The 16,981-nt window shown below is 68.9% G+C and carries 12 protein-coding genes; 3 read left to right on the forward strand and 9 right to left on the reverse strand.

Features of this window, described 5'->3' with window-relative positions:
- Window positions 1–8 precede the first annotated feature (8 nt).
- The 3 genes from ACFY1E_RS20860 to galE all read left to right on the forward strand — a co-directional run bounded on the left by ACFY1E_RS20860 (window position 9) and on the right by galE (window position 3,523).
- On the forward strand, window positions 9–1,511 hold the full coding sequence (locus ACFY1E_RS20860; protein WP_389077971.1) for a CoA-acylating methylmalonate-semialdehyde dehydrogenase: 1,503 nt from the start codon (window positions 9–11) through the stop codon (window positions 1,509–1,511).
- 32 nt (window positions 1,512–1,543) lie between these two features.
- Entirely contained in the window at window positions 1,544–2,326 is a 783-nt protein-coding gene (locus ACFY1E_RS20865) for a GntR family transcriptional regulator (RefSeq protein ID WP_389077974.1), read from the forward strand.
- Window positions 2,327–2,422: 96 nt separating this feature from the next.
- Window positions 2,423–3,523 (forward strand): UDP-glucose 4-epimerase GalE, encoded by a 1,101-nt coding sequence (gene galE / locus ACFY1E_RS20870; RefSeq protein WP_389077976.1) that lies wholly within the window; start codon window positions 2,423–2,425, stop codon window positions 3,521–3,523.
- Here the strand turns inward: galE and ACFY1E_RS20875 are convergent.
- The 9 genes from ACFY1E_RS20875 to ACFY1E_RS20915 all read right to left on the reverse strand — a co-directional run bounded on the left by ACFY1E_RS20875 (window position 3,471) and on the right by ACFY1E_RS20915 (window position 16,980).
- Complete coding sequence (locus ACFY1E_RS20875; protein ID WP_389078611.1) at window positions 3,471–5,294, reverse strand: glycoside hydrolase family 15 protein; 1,824 nt, start codon at window positions 5,292–5,294, stop codon at window positions 3,471–3,473. The genes galE and ACFY1E_RS20875 overlap by 53 nt on opposite strands.
- 133 nt (window positions 5,295–5,427) lie before the next feature.
- On the reverse strand, window positions 5,428–6,495 hold the full coding sequence (locus ACFY1E_RS20880; RefSeq protein WP_389077978.1) for a GNAT family N-acetyltransferase: 1,068 nt from the start codon (window positions 6,493–6,495) through the stop codon (window positions 5,428–5,430).
- A gap of 10 nt (window positions 6,496–6,505) precedes the next feature.
- Complete coding sequence (locus tag ACFY1E_RS20885; protein WP_389077980.1) at window positions 6,506–7,666, reverse strand: beta-galactosidase; 1,161 nt, start codon at window positions 7,664–7,666, stop codon at window positions 6,506–6,508.
- A gap of 155 nt (window positions 7,667–7,821) precedes the next feature.
- Entirely contained in the window at window positions 7,822–8,916 is a 1,095-nt protein-coding gene (locus ACFY1E_RS20890) for a glycosyltransferase family 4 protein (protein WP_389077982.1), read from the reverse strand.
- Window positions 8,909–10,441 carry an ArnT family glycosyltransferase gene (locus tag ACFY1E_RS20895; RefSeq protein ID WP_389077984.1) on the reverse strand — a complete coding sequence of 511 codons (1,533 nt, stop codon included), beginning with the start codon at window positions 10,439–10,441 and terminating at the stop codon, window positions 8,909–8,911. Before ACFY1E_RS20895 ends, ACFY1E_RS20890 begins: the two co-directional genes overlap by 8 nt.
- Window positions 10,438–11,268, reverse strand: a complete 831-nt coding sequence (locus tag ACFY1E_RS20900; RefSeq protein WP_389077986.1) for a PIG-L deacetylase family protein — start codon at window positions 11,266–11,268, stop codon at window positions 10,438–10,440. Before ACFY1E_RS20900 ends, ACFY1E_RS20895 begins: the two co-directional genes overlap by 4 nt.
- Entirely contained in the window at window positions 11,250–13,061 is a 1,812-nt protein-coding gene (locus ACFY1E_RS20905; RefSeq protein ID WP_389077989.1) for a glycosyltransferase, read from the reverse strand. The genes ACFY1E_RS20900 and ACFY1E_RS20905 overlap by 19 nt, the downstream gene beginning before the upstream one ends.
- Window positions 13,058–15,502: a lipopolysaccharide biosynthesis protein gene (locus ACFY1E_RS20910; protein ID WP_389077991.1), complete on the reverse strand. Its 2,445-nt coding sequence runs from the start codon at window positions 15,500–15,502 to the stop codon at window positions 13,058–13,060. The genes ACFY1E_RS20905 and ACFY1E_RS20910 overlap by 4 nt, the downstream gene beginning before the upstream one ends.
- Window positions 15,499–16,980 (reverse strand): glycosyltransferase family 4 protein, encoded by a 1,482-nt coding sequence (locus ACFY1E_RS20915; protein ID WP_389077994.1) that lies wholly within the window; start codon window positions 16,978–16,980, stop codon window positions 15,499–15,501. Before ACFY1E_RS20915 ends, ACFY1E_RS20910 begins: the two co-directional genes overlap by 4 nt.
- Window position 16,981: the final 1 nt, after the last annotated feature.

Raw genomic sequence — 16,981 nt, forward strand, 5'->3', positions numbered from 1 at the left:
CCCGCACCATGAAGACCATCACCCACTGGATCGACGGAAAGCCCGTCGAGTCCGCCTCCGGCCGCCACGGCGCCGTGTACAACCCGGCGACCGGCGCGCAGGAGAAGCAGGTCGGATTCGCCACCGTCGACGAGGTGGACGCCGCCGTCGCCTCCGCGAAGGCCGCCTTCGAGACCTGGGGTTCCTCCTCGCTGGCCAAGCGCACCGCGATCCTGTTCAAGTACCGCGAGCTCCTCGACGCCCACCGCGACGAGATCGCCGAGCTGATCACCGCCGAGCACGGCAAGGTGCACTCCGACGCGCTCGGCGAGGTCGCGCGCGGCATGGAGATCGTCGAGCTGGCCTGCGGGATCAGCGTGCAGCTGAAGGGCGAGCTGTCGACGCAGGTCTCCAGCCGTGTCGACGTCGCCTCGATCCGCCAGCCACTGGGCGTGGTCGCGGGCATCACGCCGTTCAACTTCCCGGCCATGGTGCCGATGTGGATGTTCCCGCTGGCCATCGCGTGCGGCAACACCTTCGTGCTCAAGCCGAGCGAGAAGGACCCCTCGGCCTCCTTCCGCCTGGCCGAACTGGCCACCGAGGCGGGCCTGCCCGACGGTGTCCTGAACATCGTGCAGGGCGACAAGGTGGCCGTCGACCGCCTGCTGGAGCACCCGGACGTCGAGGCCGTCTCCTTCGTCGGCTCGACGCCGATCGCCAAGTACATCCAGCTCAAGGCGGTCGAGCACGGCAAGCGCGTGCAGGCCCTGGGCGGCGCGAAGAACCACATGTTGGTGCTGCCGGACGCCGACCTGGACTTCGCCGCCGACCAGGCGATCAACGCCGCGTACGGCTCGGCGGGCGAGCGCTGCATGGCCGTCTCTGTCGTGGTCGCGGTCGGCGACACGGGCGACGAACTGGTCGCCAAGATCGCCGAGCGTGCGAAGAACCTGCGGATCGGCCCCGGCAACGACCCGTCCTCCGAGATGGGCCCGCTGATCACCCGCGAGCACCGCGACAAGGTGGCGTCGTACGTGACCTCGGCCGCCGAGCAGGGCGCGGAGGTGGTGGTGGACGGCACCGGTCACACGGTCGAGGGACACCCCGAGTGCGCGGACGGCTTCTTCCTCGGCGTATCGCTGCTGGACAAGGTGCCGCTGACGGCGGACGCGTACCGCGACGAGATCTTCGGTCCCGTCCTGGCCGTGGTCCGTGCGGAGTCGTACGACGAGGCCATCAAGCTGATCAACGACTCCCGCTGGGGCAACGGCACCGCGATCTTCACCCGGGACGGCGGCGCCGCCCGCCGCTTCCAGATGGAGGTCAAGGCGGGCATGGTCGGCGTGAACGTGCCGATCCCGGTGCCCGTCGGCTACCACTCCTTCGGCGGCTGGAAGGACTCCCTCTTCGGCGACCTGCACGTCTACGGCAACGACGGCATCGCCTTCTACACGCAGGGGAAGGTGATCACCACGCGCTGGCCGGACCCTGCCGACGCGGGCATCAACCTCGGTTTCCCCAGCCACTCCTGACGTCTCGTCAGCACCCAGAGGGAGGTACGCCCATGGCGAGGACCGGCGGCAGCACACGAACCGCGACGGCCGCTGTCGACTCACTGGACTTCGCCCTGGACCGGGGCAGTCCGGTGCCGCTGTACTACCAGCTGGCCCAGCAGCTGGAGGCGGCGATCGAGCACGGAGCACTCGCCCCGGGCAACCTCCTCGGCAACGAGATCGACCTCTCGACGCGCCTGGGCCTGTCCAGACCCACCGTCCGCCAGGCCATCCAGTCCCTGGTCGACAAAGGGCTGCTGGTGCGCCGCCGAGGGGTCGGCACTCAGGTGGTGCACAGCCAGGTCAAGCGCCCGCTGGAGCTCAGCAGCCTCTACGACGACCTGGAGTCGGCCGGGCAGGGCCCCACCACGCAGGTGGTGCGCAACGAGCGCGAGCCGGCGTCCCCGGACGTCGCCGCCGCGCTCGGCCTCGCGGAGGGCAGCGAGGTGATCGTCCTGGAGCGGCTGCGCCTCACCCACGGCCAGCCGGTCGCCCTGCTGTGCAACCACCTCCCCGCGACCCTGCTGGAACTCGACTCCGCCCGCCTGGAGTCGACGGGCCTGTACCGGATGATGCGCACCGCCGGCATCACCCTGCACAGCGCCCACCAGACCATCGGCGCCCGCTCCGCCACCGCCGAGGAGGCCGCCCGCCTCGACGAGGAGGAGGGCGCGGCCCTGCTCACCATGCAGCGCACGGCGTACGACGACACCGGGCGACCGGTCGAGTACGGGACGCACATCTACCGGGCCTCGCGGTATGCGTTCGACTTCCAGTTGCTGGTCAGGCCGTGAACCGGTGCTCTTGACTCCCGGGGGTCCTGGAGTGCACTGTCTTAGATATACGCCGTAAACATACGACGTCACTCTCCTCAGGCCCGATGAGGAACCGTGGACAAGTACCGGCGAGCGCGAGCACGCCCGGGGGCCGCGCCCTCCTGGGCTCCGTCCACCGTCCTCGTCACCGGCGGCGCCGGGTTCATCGGCAGCCACGCCTGCGTCGATCTCCTCGACCACGGTTACGAGGTGATCGTGGTCGACGACTATGCGAACAGCTCACCCCATGTCTTCGCGCGGGTGGAGCGGATCGCGGGCCGGTTCGTCGGGGCCGTCTACGAACTGGACATACGGGACCGGCGCGCCCTGTCGGCCGTCTTCGACCGGCATCCCGTGGACGCCGTCATACACTTCGCCGCGCTCAAGTCCGTGAGCGGATCGGTCGAGTCGCCGGTCGAGTACTACGACACCAACGTGGGCGGCACCACCTCGCTGCTGCGCACGATGCAAGAGCACGGAGTCCACCGGCTCGTGTTCTCCTCCTCGTGCTCGGTCTACGGCGACGCGGGCGCACGCCCACTCGACGAATCGACCCCGGCCAGGCCGACCAACCCCTACGCGGCTTCGAAGCGCGCCTGCGAGCAGATCCTCGACGATGTCTGCCGCCACCGCCCCGAGTACACGGTGTTGTGCCTGCGCTACTTCAACCCGGCCGGCGCGCATCCCAGCGGACTGCTCGGCGAGGACCCTCAGGGCGCCCCCGACAACCTCATGCCGCACGTGGCGCAGGTCGCCCTCGGCCACAGCAAGCGGCTGCAGGTGTTCGGCGGTGACTATCCCACCCCGGACGGCACCGCGGTCCGCGACTACATCCACATCATGGACACCGTCGAGGCGCACCGCATAGCGCTCGACCACCTCGCCGACGCCCCTGGCATGCAGGTGTTCAACCTCGGCCTGGGGCAGGGCATTTCGGTCCTGGACGTGGTCGACGCCTTCTCCGAGGCCAGTGCCAAGCCCATTCCGTACGAAGTGGGGCCACGCCGTCCCGGAGACGTCGCCGCACTCGTCGCCGACGCGAGCGCCGTCAGCCGCGCCTGGGGCTGGCGGCCCACCCGAACCCTTGCGGACATCTGCCGGGACGCGTGGCGCTTCCAGCGGCTCAACCCGAACGGGTACGCCGGTGCCGAGCGGCGCCCGGAGCCGAAGCCCTGAGCGCGAACGCCGTCTCCACCAGGGCGATGTGACTGAACGCCTTGGGGGCGTTGCCCAGTTGACGGCCCGCGTCGGGATCCCACTGCTCCGAGAGCAGGCCGAGGTCGTTGCGCACGGCGAGCACGCGCTCGAAGAGGTCCCGGGCCTGTTCGACGTGGCCGGTCGCGGCAAGGGCGTCCGCGTACCAGAGGGAGCAGGACACGAAGGCACCGTCCGATCCGTGCACACCGTCCACTTCATGGACTCCGGCGCCGTCCGACGCGTAGCGCCGCACGAAGCCCCCGAGCTCGAGCCGGCGCATCGCGCGGACGGTGCCGCGCATCCGCCGGTCACGGGCGGGCAGGAAGCCGAACCGTGGCATCAGCAGGACCGAGGCGTCCAGCGCCGGCGAGCCGTAGGACTGCACGAAGCTGCGCTGTCCGGAATCCCAGCCCTCCTGGCAGACCTGGCGGTGCACCTCGTCCCGCATAGCGCGCCATTCACCGGAGGAGCCGTTGCGGCCGAGCAGCTCCCCCATCCGCAGGGCGCGGTCGGCGGCAACCCACGCCATGACCTTGGAGTGCACGAACTGCCGCCGGGGGCCCCGCATTTGCCACAGACCCTGATCCGGTTCGTGCCAGTGCCGCTGCAGATAGCCCATCATCGCCTCCACCAGATGCCACACATGGGCCGGCATCGCGATGCCGGCTCGCAGCGACAGCCAGAAGGTGTCGAGGACCTCGCCGTACACGTCCAGCTGGAACTGGTTCGCCGCGGAGTTGCCGAACCGGACGGGCCGCGAGCCCTCGTAGCCGGCCAGCCACGGCGCCTCGGACTCGGGCAGCAGGCGCTGCCCGCCGACGCCGTACACGGTCTGCAGATCGCACGGGTTGCCGGCGATGGCCCGCACCAGCCAGTCCAGCCAGGCCGTCGCCTCCTCCCGGTAGCCGCTGTGCAGGAGGCAGGACTGGGCGAAGGTGGAGTCGCGCAGCCAGCAGTACCGGTAGTCCCAGTTGCGCTCGCCGCCGATGCAACCGGGCAGGGAGGTGGTGGGGGCCGCCACGATGCCGCCCGTGGGGGCGTAGATGAGCGCCTTCAAGGTGATCAGTGACCGCACCACGGCATCCCGCCACGGCCCTTCGTAGCAGCACTGGGCGGTCCAGGTCCGCCAGTAGTCGGCCGTCTCCTTGAGCAGCGTCTCGGCCGGGACGCTCAGCGGTGTGGGCGGTTCGGGCAGGTGCGAGGGCGACCACACCAGCGTCAGCGCGAGTCGCCGTCCGGCCGGGACGGTGAACTCGTGGACCGTGGCCTCGACACCACCCGGTTCCCGTACGGCCCCGTCGGCACCCAGCCAGACGGCGTCCGGGCCGGCGACCGCCACCGCACACCGGTCGACGGCCCGGACCCAGGGCACGACCCGACCCTGGTGGAAGCGCAGCCGCAGCTCGCTGCGCATGGCCACGGAGCCCGAGAGTCCCTCCACCACCCGGACCAGACAAGGCACCCCCACCCGCGGCGGCATGAAGTCCGTGACCCGCACGACCCCCGTCGGGGTCTCCCACCGCGAGTCCAGGACCAGTGTGTCGGGCCGGTACGACCGGTGCGCGCAGGACCCGCCGCCGACGGGCGCGACCCGCCAGAACCCGTTGTCCGGTGTGCCGAGCAGCGCGGCCAGACACGCCGGGGAGTCGAACCGTGGCAGACACAGCCAGTCGACGGAGCCGTCGCGGCCGATCATGGCGGCGGTCTCCAGGTCGCTTAGGAGGGCGTAGTCCTCGATGAGAGTGTTCATGGGTGACAGCGCCTCGCCGTATGCCACAGTTACGGACACGCTCCAACACCGTATATTTACGATGTATACGTACATTCTAACCGAGTGATGACCGCAGTCAATTCTGTACGCGACAAGAGCCCCGCGCCGACCCTCACCGCAGCCGTTCGGCCACGTTGGCCGCTCTGGCGGCGGCGCGATGCAGCGTCGGATTGGCACGGACCGCCGCGTGAACGGCACTATCGGACGCCATCCGCAGTCGGCACAGCGCCGCCTTGGCGGTGTGCCGCTCCACGTATCCCTCGCTGAGGCTCAGCTCCGCCGTTTTGAGATCGGTCTTGTAGTGCTCCGTGCCCTTGCCCAGGTCGATATAGGCGATGCCGCGAGTCCCCGCGGTCTCGGCGAGTTTGAGACAGAGCAGGATTCCAGGCGAGTACCGGGAGAACCGACTGTGGTAAACGGGGAACCAGCTGGCGAGCACCCGGCGCGAGAGCAATTGGTAGCGCATGGCGACCGGCTCTTCGCCCGCGTACAGCACGGACACGATGCCCGAACAGAATTCGGAGGGCAGCCCGAACAGCTCACGGAGAATCGTCAGGAACCACACCTTGGAGAGCATGTCCAGATGCCCCTTGGCCCGCAGCTGGGCGGACTTCCAGCGGATCAGGGTGTCCAGCAGCTTGGGATCCGCCTCCTCAAAGACCAGACGGAGCGGGCCCACTTCGCGGCCCAGTTTCCGCTCCTTCCTCCGCAACGCCTTCACGAAGCTGTGCCGTAGACGTTCGACGTAGGTCTGGGCCTCGCTATTCAGTTCGATGATGGGCGAGGTGGCTTTGGCGAGGTGAGTGCCCTCGGTCTCGAAGGGGATTTGGCCAGCCGCCAGATGGTCGTACTCCCAGGTCGCGAGACCACACGCCCGCAGCAGTTCCATCGGGTCCCAGCCGAGGCCCGGTTCGTGAATCAAGCCCTGACAGTCGCAGAAGCCGGAGCCGATGGGCTTGCCGAAGCCGAGGGCATGCCGTTCGAAGGGGAAGAACCCGACGGTGCGGGACCCCCGAGTAAGCCGCGCAACCCGGGCGGTCGCGCGTTGGTGGCCCACCACCCGGGCGAACTCGGGAGACATGAAGGGGCTGGCCAATGCCAGATCGGCACACTGCATGGCGTGCCACGAGTCGATGTCTGCTGCGGTCAGCTCATCGGGTCGAAGGACCGTGACGTCCATCGCGCTCACCTCAGTTGTACCGGGAGATCACCGCTGCATAGTCCGCGAGCGACGAACCGCGAGTGCCGTCGTAGAGATTGTTGTCGAAGGCCCACATCAGCCCCTGCAATCCGCAGGTCTGCATCTGCTGGGCCGCGTCGTCCATGACCCCGGGATAGTAGGGACTCACACGGGGCCCGGCGCTTTCCCCGTTCAGGAGGGAGAAGTGGTAGCGCCGGGCAATGCGGCTGACCCACCGCATCGACGACCATTCGGCGTCAACGTTCTGGGGCGGGTTTAGGACGTCCACCTGGCGATCTGTTGGGTCGCAACCGTTGTTCGTCGGCTGCCCCGTGCCGTCCACCAGCGAGGTCGGCACGATCTCCACCTTCTGGTGGTCACGAATCTGGCCCACGGTCTTGAAGAATCCCACACCGAGCGCGATCAGGCGGTTCTCCGCCGGACCGTCCAAATACTGGGCGACAGCGCGCTGGTAGTCCTGAGGGTAATAGCCGCCGCCCGGCACGAGGACCTTCAAGTACCCCTTGTAGCCCAGCGACTTGTAATACCAGACCTGCCAGTTCACAGCATCGGACAGAGCTCCGAGATACCAGTCATACCACTCGCGGACCTGGTCCTCGGTGAACGTCTTTCCCTGGTAGTCACGCTGCCCCGGTCGCCAGCCGGGGAACGGGTTCGCGGGGACAGTTGCCGGACGGCCGGCCGCAGTCTGGCTCTGGGCGTTCTCGTCGAATGCCCAGTAGGAGTTCTCACTCGTGCCACCGGGGCCGCCCTGGGGATAACTGAACTCGCCGGTCTCACTCACACCGACCCGTATGGCCCAGAAGTTGTCCAGCCCGATGTCCTTGGCCACCCGTTCGACATAGCGCTGCGCCTTCTCCCGCACCGTGTGGCTGAAGACCGTGTTGGGCGTGTTCGTGAGGCGGCCTCCGAACTGGTTCACAAAGGCGGCCTCCGGATACTTCTCGAAGAGCCAGCCGGGCGCGTGATTCAGGCCCAGGCCCACCTCGACCAGAAACCCCGCCTGCTGGAACTGGTCCAACTCGCGTTTGACACTGTCAATGTAGTCGGAGGAGTACTCCCCCTCCTGAGTTTCGTACCGGTCCCAGTACATCTGCAGATGGGCGACTTGAATGCCGCTGCTCCTCTCCAGGCTCGCCTTGTCAGCCATGGTCAGCAAGGTTCCGAAGAAGTACCGGCCCTCGTCGGGATGTGGAACTCGACTGCATGCCAGGACGAGGAAAACGGCCGCGAGAACCCCCACGGGCTGCCGGTAGCGTGCGGCCCTGTCGGCCCCACGTCGGGCTCTGACTCGTTGTGCCGGGTTCACCCCAGGACCTCCCTGTACAAACGTTCGTACTGCACTCGGAAACAGCCGGGGCCGAACCGCTCCTCCACCGTGACACGCCCGTGGCGCGCGAGCATCTCCCACTGCTGCGGCTGCTCCAGCAACCGCAGCAGCAGCTCACCCGTCCGTATCGGGTCTCCGACGGGCGCGCGCAGCGGCGCCTCCCCCAGTGCGGCGAACTGCGGTAGATCGCTGAGGATCACCGGGCGTCCCGTGGCCATCGCCTCCAGCACGACGAACGGGATGTCCGCCTTCCCGCCGAGTCGGCGCGGGGGGAACAGCAGGACGTCCGCCGCCGCCAGCAGCGCGGGCATGTCGGAGACCATGCCGTGGACGTCGACCCGAGGGAGCCCCTCCCGGGCCGCCAGTGTTCGCAGCCCCGCTTCCAGCGCGCGCCGGTTCTGCCCAGGCCGGTCCCTCATGGCCAGCACCAGGTGGAACCGCGCCCCGCAGCGGTACGCCTGCGCGGCCGCTGCGATCGCCTCCTGGGCACCGCCTTCCGGATCGTGGTGACCGGCGAACAGGACGACGGGCGTGCCCCGAGCGCGTGCCCGCCACTGCCATCGGGCCAACGTGATCATCGGGGGAATCACCCGCACGTCCCCGAAGCCCGCCGCGCGCAACTGCCCCGCCGTCGCCTCCGAGAGGGCGACGGTGACTCCCAGCGGACGCGCCCGCTCCAGCAGAGCGGGATCCATCACTCCGGGCACTGTGTGGATGACGGGACCTGCGCCGAGAAGCCCCCGCCGCAGCCGGGAGAACAGGGGGTAGGTGCCCCCGATGGTCAGTACCGCATGCACCAGATCCGTGCGGCGGGACAGGACACCTCCGAGGACGGCCGCTTGAAGTCGCTCCGGCAGGTGCGGAGCGCCATCCCGAGACACGATGGGCATCCCCCGGCCGCGGACCTGACCGGTCGGCCCGTGCGGGGGCCACCGGGTGAACCAAAGGAAGTCCCGGTCCGGCATGCTGTCGGCGATCGACGCGGCCAGCCGGGTGTCGGCTCCCGCTCCGCCTTCGTAGGGAGAGCTGGTGAAGAGCAGCACCCGAGTCCGCCCCGAGCCGCTAGCCACCGTGACCACCCGTCGGCGGCACCGGCAGCCGGTACAACGCCACTCTGCCGTACGAACGACCGTGGAAGGAGAAGAGGACCACGCCCCGCCGGGTGAGAAGCCGCATCTGTCGCACGGTGAACGGGGAGTAATGCTGCTCGACCAGTCGCCATGGCACAACGACGTACGCCACCTTGCTCTTCGCCCGGTCCTCCGGCGTCCTCCAGCGGCCCACACGGTAGTGGTCCTCCAGGACCAGGTCCGCCGAACCGCTCGCCGAGGTGACCCGACTACCCGTGCGCACATGCTGCAGCATGTACTGGCGCAGCCGCGCGTAACCGTCGTCGGGCTGCGACCGGCCCGACGCATAAGTGATGGCGGACGACGTCAGGGCCAGCACCAGTACGAGGACAGTCCCGACAGCCCGGATGGAGACGCGCTGACGAGGACGCCCGGTTCGCCGCTCGGACAGACGAAGGGCCGCCAGCACCACGACCACCATCGTCGGTACGAGCAGCAGGTACAGCTCCTGCTCCTCCAACGTGCCCTGGAGGACGGCGTAGGTGAGAGCGAATCCCGCGGACAGATACCAGAGCACCAGGAGACGCCGGGAGGCCCCACCCCAGCGCAGCAGCGCCACCAACGCGAGGGGACCCAGAGCCAGGAGCACATAGCTGCTCCCGAAGTTGCTCAGTCCCTCGGTGACCCGCTGGGAGAGCGCCGGTGCGTTCCGGGAGTTGAAGCCGGTCTCCTGGATCTGGCCAAGCAGCCGCCTGACGCCGTACGTCTTCGCCACCCAGAACTCCTGGAAATGGCCTGTGGCCGCGACGACGCAAACGTAGATCCCGTACGGGACGATGGCGCAACCGGCGGCGAGCAGCGGCAGTGACCGCCGTGACTGCCAGACGAAGACGGCGGCGGCGAGCAGCGGCAGCACAGTGATGAGGGCCGCTACGTCCTTCGTCACGACTGCCAGGCCGAAAAGGAGCCCCGCTGCGGCGGCTCGAGGTCGCGTCCGGGAGCGCGGATCATGGCCTGCCAATGGCAGCAGCACCAGATAACCCAGCACCACCCAGAGCATCATCGACGTCTCGAGGAGGACTCGTCCGTTGATCCTCAGGGCAAACGGGTCAAGGGCGAAGAGCACGCCCACCGTGAGCGACGCCGGGGTGGATCCGCTCACGCGAGCCATCAGCAGCACCAGCACCGCGGCCGTGAGGGCGGCAAGCAGTACGTTGAGCAGACGCATCTCGTACACGCCGGAAATTACGTCCGTGCGCGCGCCGAACAGTCGCTCCCAGCCGCTCTCGAGATAGAAGTAGCCGGGCGGGTGCAGAAAGAACCGCCCGTCGTGAAACCCGGGGAAACCGCCGGAGTGCACGGACTGGCCGATGCGCCAGTAATAGACCTCGTCACCGAACACGTCCGATGCAGGGCCGAACCCGACCAGTCTGACCAGTCCGGTGAGCACGCCCACGGCGCCGGCCAACGCCCAGAGCGGTACCGTGCGAAGCCACGCCGCCGACACGGGCAGTGCTCTGCTCACGACGGCCATGACGGGCCCCCCATCCAGCCGCCGCTTCCCCCTTCGCCGTCGGCGAGCAGATAGATCTCCGGCACCACAGGGATACACCCGCTGGGGAAGAGCGCGCCCACCTGCGAGCGGTACCCCCGCACCAGCTCCGACTTGGCGGCGAGCCCCCGTACCCACTCCAGGTCGACCACAGCGTTCCGCTCGACGAAGTCGGGGTCGGGACGGTGCCGCTGGTTGTAGGGGAAGTCGCTGTAGTAGACCACCGGTTCGCAGCTGAGCTCGGCGGCTGTCCGCACCAACACATGGTCCACGTGTCCGCCCACCCCCGCAGGGGCCAGCAGGACCGTGTGCGGCAGGGACACCAACTCGTCCAGCGAGGCCCGCACATGACCAAGCTCGCTGGCGTCGTACCGGGAGATCCGGCCCATAGCGAGCAGCCGGTACGTGGGATAGACGTGCGCTGCCTCGGGCAGCACTCTACGCACCCCGCCCAAGCGTTCACCGCTCGCCACCGGCTTGCGGCGGAACAGGCCATCGATCAGCCCGAAGTGAAGCCCCTCGATCCCGAGCCGCTCCAGCACTTCTCGGTCCTCGGTGCGCCGGTCCCGGTACAGACGCTCGGCGTCGGGCTGTCCGACCTGCCGCAGGTATCGCCGCCCGGAGAAGGTGTACGGCGGGACACCGGCCTCAGTGAAGAAGGTCGCCACCCGCACTTTCGTGCGCCGGGCCGCATAGGACATCAGCGCTCCGCAGGACAGCACCGCGTCATCCAGATGCGGTGAGAGCACGACAAGTGGTGTGCCCGCGTCGATCGCAGCGGTCAGTGGGTCGGCTGCCATGATCCGGCGTCCTCTCGCTTCTTTTCCCGAGTGCGAGCACGGGGGGATCTGCAGGGCGGACGGGGCGAATCCAGCAACCGGCGGACGAGAGCCAGATACTGGCCGGTCGTCCGTTCCCACGGGAAACGCCGTGCGGTTTGGTACGCCTGGTGCCCCAGCCGTCGTCGTGCCTGCTCATCCGCCGCGAGAGCGCGCAACTGCCGTGCCAGGGCATCAACGTCGAAGGCCGGGACAGCGATGTGCCCGCCGCCACCCATCCAGCGCAGGGTGGGCAGATCGAAGTGCAACACCGGCTTGCCGTACGACATGCTCTCCAGCGCCGCGCACCCAAACGCCTCGCTCCGGGACGGCAGCACCGTGAAGGCGCAGTTCTCCAGGAAGTGGCGCTTGCGGTCGCCCGTAACCTCGCCGATCCAGCGTGCGTCGGTTCCAGCGGCGCCGAGCAGCCTCGTCAGCTCGGCCTCCTCCCCTCGGGTGCCGGCACCGGCCAGCAGTAGCTGCATCGACGGAGAGCCAAGGCAGTAGGCGGCGAGCAGGAGGTCCAGTCCCTTCTCCCGCACATTCATGCGTCCAAGGAAGGCGATGTAATTGCCGTCGCCAACCCCCTCCGTGTCGACAGAGGGCTGCTCGACGCCGTTGTGGATGAGATGTATGGCTGCTGCGGGCGAGTGGCGATGGACAGTCGCGCCATCGGCCTCGTTCAGGACGACGACGTCCTTGTAGAACCGCAGCCCGAAGCGCTCCAACAGGTAGAAGGGAAGGTGATATCTGCGTGACATGGCGGCGCCGCTCAGCGACTGGGCGACTCCCACCACGCGGCTGTGGGAGAACAGCGGAAGGAAACCGGTGGAGAACGGCGGCGTGAAGCTCTCGAGCCACAGGTCGTGCGGCAACCGGCGCGCCGTGAGCGGCAACAGGGCGTGATAGAGCAGCTGCCCGAAGCGTGGTCCGGCCCAGCCGAGGGGCAGCCCGCGATAGCACACACCGTCGCGGGTCTCGCTGCCGCCGTGCGCTGTCACGGTGACGACCGTGACCCGGTGTTCCGCGGCGAGGCGGCGGGCGACCTTGGCCACGAGCAGCGCGCCGCCGCCGTGGTAGTGCGGGTTGCGGATGTCGTCGAAGGTCGAGATCACCACGTGTTTCATGCCGTCGGTCGCCGCCCGGGCCCGCTGGTGCGTCAGCACCCACCGCATGGCCGCCGTCGCGACCGCGACCGGCGAACCGGCGGCGTCCACCATGTGCACGTACGGCAGCCGCGTGGCCCAGCGCCGGTAGCAGTCCCGCAGGTCCGCCAGCGGACCGGTCGCGTACTCGCCGTCGCGCTCGGCGAGCACCTCGGGCTCTGCGTCCAGGAGCAGGGTGACCTGCGGTTCCCGCGACAGTCGTGTGAAGGCGGCTGCCAGGCCCGAGCCGGGCGCGGGGTCGAACTTGACGAGCCCGTCGAGCGGGCCGCGATCGGTCACCACAGCGGTCGGCCGTCCCCGGGCGGAGAGGCGGGCCCGCACACCCGCCGCCGCCAGGCGGACGGCGAGCTCCGCCGCGTCCACCCAGCCATGCAGCCGGCCGGCCCAGGTACCGACACGCGTGACGATCGACCGGTGCTCCCCGGCGGACGCGGTGAACCGGAACCGAACTCTTCGCGGTAGTCGGCGGCAGACGACACAGCCGTAGCAGTACCGGTTCTCCACGGCGTATCCGTGGCTGCGCAGTTCTGTCGTCACTCGTTCGGCCAGGGACGTTTTCCCGGCGCCGTCCGGCCCGGTCACACAGACCAGCAGGGGGCGGCGGTTCATGGGACAAGCATCCTTCGCTTCTTGGCGACGACGAGCGGCACCCGTAGGGCGGCCTCTCGCGCCGCGACCCGTGTGCGTCCATGGCGCAGGAGATGCAGCGAGTGCTCCGCCCCCACACGGAGGGACGCGGCCACCGGAAGCGGCACCGGCAGCCTGGGCGGCGTCCCCCGGTCGAGTCGGCGCATGGCATCGATCGCGACGGCGAGTGCCCGAGACCCCCCGGCGAGCCATCCCTCTCGCGCGGCCTCCCGCCACGCGTCGGCCACTATGTCCGGCAGCAGCAGATCCCGTAGCGCGAACAGCTCGGACAGATCGAGTGAGAGGTTCTGGAACAGGCCGTGCGCCAGCCATATTCGCAGTTCGTCCGCCGGGTGCGGCACCAGCCAAGGCCCCCCGTCGGGCGAGGCCCGATCGAAGAGGCGGTGGGTGGCGATCACCGGTACACCGAACCACGACACGGCACTGTGCAAATGCGCCGCCGGGCCGCGGCGCGGTTCTAGCAGCGCCTTGGTGGAGCGCTCCAGCCAGTAGGTCGAACGGTAGGCATACCAGCCCTCCAGGGCGTCGCAGGCGGCCGCCCAGCACCCATCCGGCACCACCAGATCAAAGTTGCCGTACACATAGTCACCGGTCAGGTCCGCCTTGATCAGCACCGTGGGGATGTCCGCATCGTGCAGGCGATAGGTGACTTCGCACAGGTTCTTGCGGAACAGCTCGTTGGCGGTGTCGACCTCGGTGACAACATCCGCCAACTGCCGCGGATACGCACGCGCGAGCCGTCCCTCCACCTGGTTGGCGCGCGCGATGGACAGCGCACGCCGCAGCGTGGATTCGTCGGTCGGCCGCACTTCTCCTCGCCAGACGGCGTCCACGAGGAGACGGTCGGGTCGCTCGTCCACAGGACCGGAGTGCGCCACCGGGTGATGGTCTTCTGGTTGGTAAGTCATGGCTGTGCCCAGTTGGTTGGTGGTCATGGCAACACACTGTTCGACGACGCGGCCCGGCGGGCGGTGGTGATCCATTTCTGGCGGGCTCTCCGTTGGATCCGGTGCGCCTGAGTGCCAGAGAAACCGCTCCACTGCTCGTACGCCGATGACCGTCGCGGCGATCAGCCATACGAGTGGATACCGGTGCGTCAGCACCAACACCCCTGCGAGCAGCACCGGTTCGACCAGGGGCAAGCGGCGCAGGAACGCCATCCCCTGTCGGCGGATGAGCAGGTGGAGCAGCAGGGCGAGCGCCCCGGCGCTGCCCAGCGCCCCTCCCACGGCGAAGCCTCGTACGCCACCGATCCGCCAGCCGACCAGGAGAGCCGCGACGTAGCCAACCATGCCGACGACTTGGCGGCGTACGCAGCCGTAGTCGTCCACGGCCTGGAAAAAGGTGACGATCAGATTGATGGTGCCGAGCGTGAAACCCGTGACCGCGGTGAACGCCATCAGGGTGCTCATCATGCTGTAGTCGGCGGGGAAGACCGCGTTCAGCACGACGCCGGGCATGGTCGCGGCCGTCGCGGCGAATGGCACGGTGACGATGAGATACATCCGCACGGCGCTGCCGCTGAGTGAGCTGCCTGCCCGCCGCCGGGACAACGCCGGAAAGAAGGCCATGGACACCGCGGCAGCCACGAACAGCGGCACCCGGGAGAGCGTGACGCTCGCCTGGTAGCTCGCCGCGGCAGGCCGGTCGGTGGGCAGCACGGTCACCAGCACGACGTCGATCGCGGCCATCAACGCCACCAGTCCCTGCAGCCGGGCGATTCCGAGCGCATGCCGCCACAGGTCCCGGTTGGCCGACGCACTGCGCCAGGGCCGACCACTGCCCGGGGGCAGAGTCGGCCACCACAGCAGGAACGGCAGGACGCCGATCCCGAAGGCCGCCACCGCACCGGTGGCGCCCAGCCCGAGGGTCAGCACGAGGAAGACGCCACCCGCCGCCTTCATCACCACTTCTGCCATCTCCAGCAGCGACAGCGTCCGTAGGCGCTCCTCGCCCTGGAGCCAGCCCACAGTCACCGTCCGGACATAGATCAACAGCGTGCACAGCGCCAGCACCAGAGTCATGGTGCCTCCGGCGAAGCGGGTTGCGATGGCGGCGACCAGACCGCCGGCGACCAGACCGCCCGCGGTGCTCGTGATGATCGCGAACCGGCCCGCGTCGCCTCGCTCGGCGTCCGTCCGGGCGCGGACCAGTGCCTGCGCCAGCACCCACGGGACCGTCACTGTCGCCACAGTGACCGCGCTCAGCAGCAGCCACTGGCCCGCTACGAACCGGGCGTACGAGCCCACGTCCAGCAGCCGGGTCATGAGCAGGGCGTATCCGTAGTTCACAACGCCCGTGAGGAGGGCGGCCGCGGTGAACCAGCGCGCCCCGTGCACCGCCGTCAGCGTGTCCGGGCCGGCTGCCGACCGCTTGCTCGTGGCCGTACGGAAGGCGGTCATGCGGGATCCCGCCCTATCAGGCCCCCGCCGCGCCACAAGTCGGTCGGCGTGGGCGTCGCCCTCGGCGTGCCCACATCACTCACATCCGGTCGTACGAGCTCTTCTCGCCGGCGCGCCAGCCGGAACGCGGCCTCGACCACGCCCAGCCGTCGCAGCGCCTGGGCAGCGCGGAGCTCGTCGCAACCATGCAGCAGCAGGCGGAAGGAGTCGCCCCGTCGGCTCCACCGATCGGTCTCCCGCAGGACGGTGTTCAGAGCGTGCTCGACGTCGTCGCCGTTCTGGGCGCTGAACTGCGAGATGACAGCAAGATCGCTGGTCCGTCGGCGTGATCTGCGGTGCCGGTGAACGCGCCGGGACTCCTCCAGCACCACCTCGGCGAGGCGCTCGGCGCTGTCGTCCCAGGAGAACCGCGCGCTCCAGGCACGGCAGCGCTCCGCGGTCCGATCGCGGGTGTCTGCGTCGCAGAGCTCCGTGAGAGCAGCAGCGATCCCTTGGGACAGTGGCACTGAGGTGGGTATCAACCAGCCGTTGTAGCCGTGTTGGACGGCGTCGCGCAGGCCGGGGACGTCAAAGGCAAGCGCGGGTGTGCCCATGGAGTTCGCCTCGATGACGGTCAGACCCCACCCTTCGGCGAAGGACGGCACAACCGTGAGCCATGCCGTGCCGAGCAGGGCTCGCTTCTCCTCCTCGCTGACGTGGCCGTGGAACTCGACGGCGGCATCAAGACCGAGCGCGGAGGCCAGGTCGCGCAGGCTGGGCAGCTCGGTGCCGTCGCCTGCCAAGTCGACGCGCAGATCGGGCCACCGCCGTCGCAGCTCAGGAAGGGCCCGCAGCAGAAGGTCTACCCGTTTTTGGGGTGTCATCCGGCTGACGACGGCGACGGTCGGCGTCGCGGCACGGGCAACACGTGCGGCATACGGCCGGGGGCTGCCGTTGGGCACGAGGTAGATCGGGTTGTGAAACCCGAGCTCCACGCGTACGCCCTGCCGCGTGGATGGTGAGACGACGACGACGGCACGCCCGCGGTAGACCCAGCGGCTGATGTGCTTCTCCAGCAATCGGCCTACGGCGTTCATGGGCCACGGAAAGAACAGGTCGAACTGCTTCTGGTGGATGTGGTGGATGACGCAGATGTTCGCGGTCCAGCGTGGTGTGAACAGCGGTGAGAAAAAGGGGATGCCGTTCTGGAAGTCGACGACCGCGTCGTAGATGTGACGGTTCCTCAGGATATGGGCGGCCGCGGCGAGATAGACCCCGAACGTGCCGCCGTCGCGCAGTACGCGCACCCCGTCGACCGACTCGCCCGCCCGGGAGCCGGGGAAGCGCGCAGCGAAGAGGGTCACCCGTGCGCCCGAGTCGGCCAGTCGTCGGGCGATCTCGAAGCAGTACGCCTCTGCGCCCCCGGCCTGCGGGTGGGCCGGGTCACGCCAGTTCAGGAAGAGGACGTTGGTGCGAGCAATGTGCTCGAGAGCAGTCATC

This window comes from Streptomyces sp. NPDC001604 (genome assembly GCF_042893475.1).
Taxonomy (GTDB): Bacteria; Actinomycetota; Actinomycetes; order Streptomycetales; family Streptomycetaceae; genus Streptomyces.

Coding starts and splice junctions, on each gene's coding strand:
- ACFY1E_RS20860 (WP_389077971.1), top strand. CDS start 9: ATGAAGACCATCACCCACTGGATCGACGGAAAGCCCGTCGAGTCCGCC.
- ACFY1E_RS20865 (WP_389077974.1), top strand. CDS start 1,544: ATGGCGAGGACCGGCGGCAGCACACGAACCGCGACGGCCGCTGTCGAC.
- ACFY1E_RS20875 (WP_389078611.1), bottom strand. CDS start 5,294: ATGAACACTCTCATCGAGGACTACGCCCTCCTAAGCGACCTGGAGACC.
- ACFY1E_RS20880 (WP_389077978.1), bottom strand. CDS start 6,495: ATGGACGTCACGGTCCTTCGACCCGATGAGCTGACCGCAGCAGACATC.
- ACFY1E_RS20885 (WP_389077980.1), bottom strand. CDS start 7,666: ATGGCTGACAAGGCGAGCCTGGAGAGGAGCAGCGGCATTCAAGTCGCC.
- ACFY1E_RS20900 (WP_389077986.1), bottom strand. CDS start 11,268: ATGGCAGCCGACCCACTGACCGCTGCGATCGACGCGGGCACACCACTT.
- ACFY1E_RS20905 (WP_389077989.1), bottom strand. CDS start 13,061: ATGAACCGCCGCCCCCTGCTGGTCTGTGTGACCGGGCCGGACGGCGCC.
- ACFY1E_RS20910 (WP_389077991.1), bottom strand. CDS start 15,502: ATGACCGCCTTCCGTACGGCCACGAGCAAGCGGTCGGCAGCCGGCCCG.
- ACFY1E_RS20915 (WP_389077994.1), bottom strand. CDS start 16,980: ATGACTGCTCTCGAGCACATTGCTCGCACCAACGTCCTCTTCCTGAAC.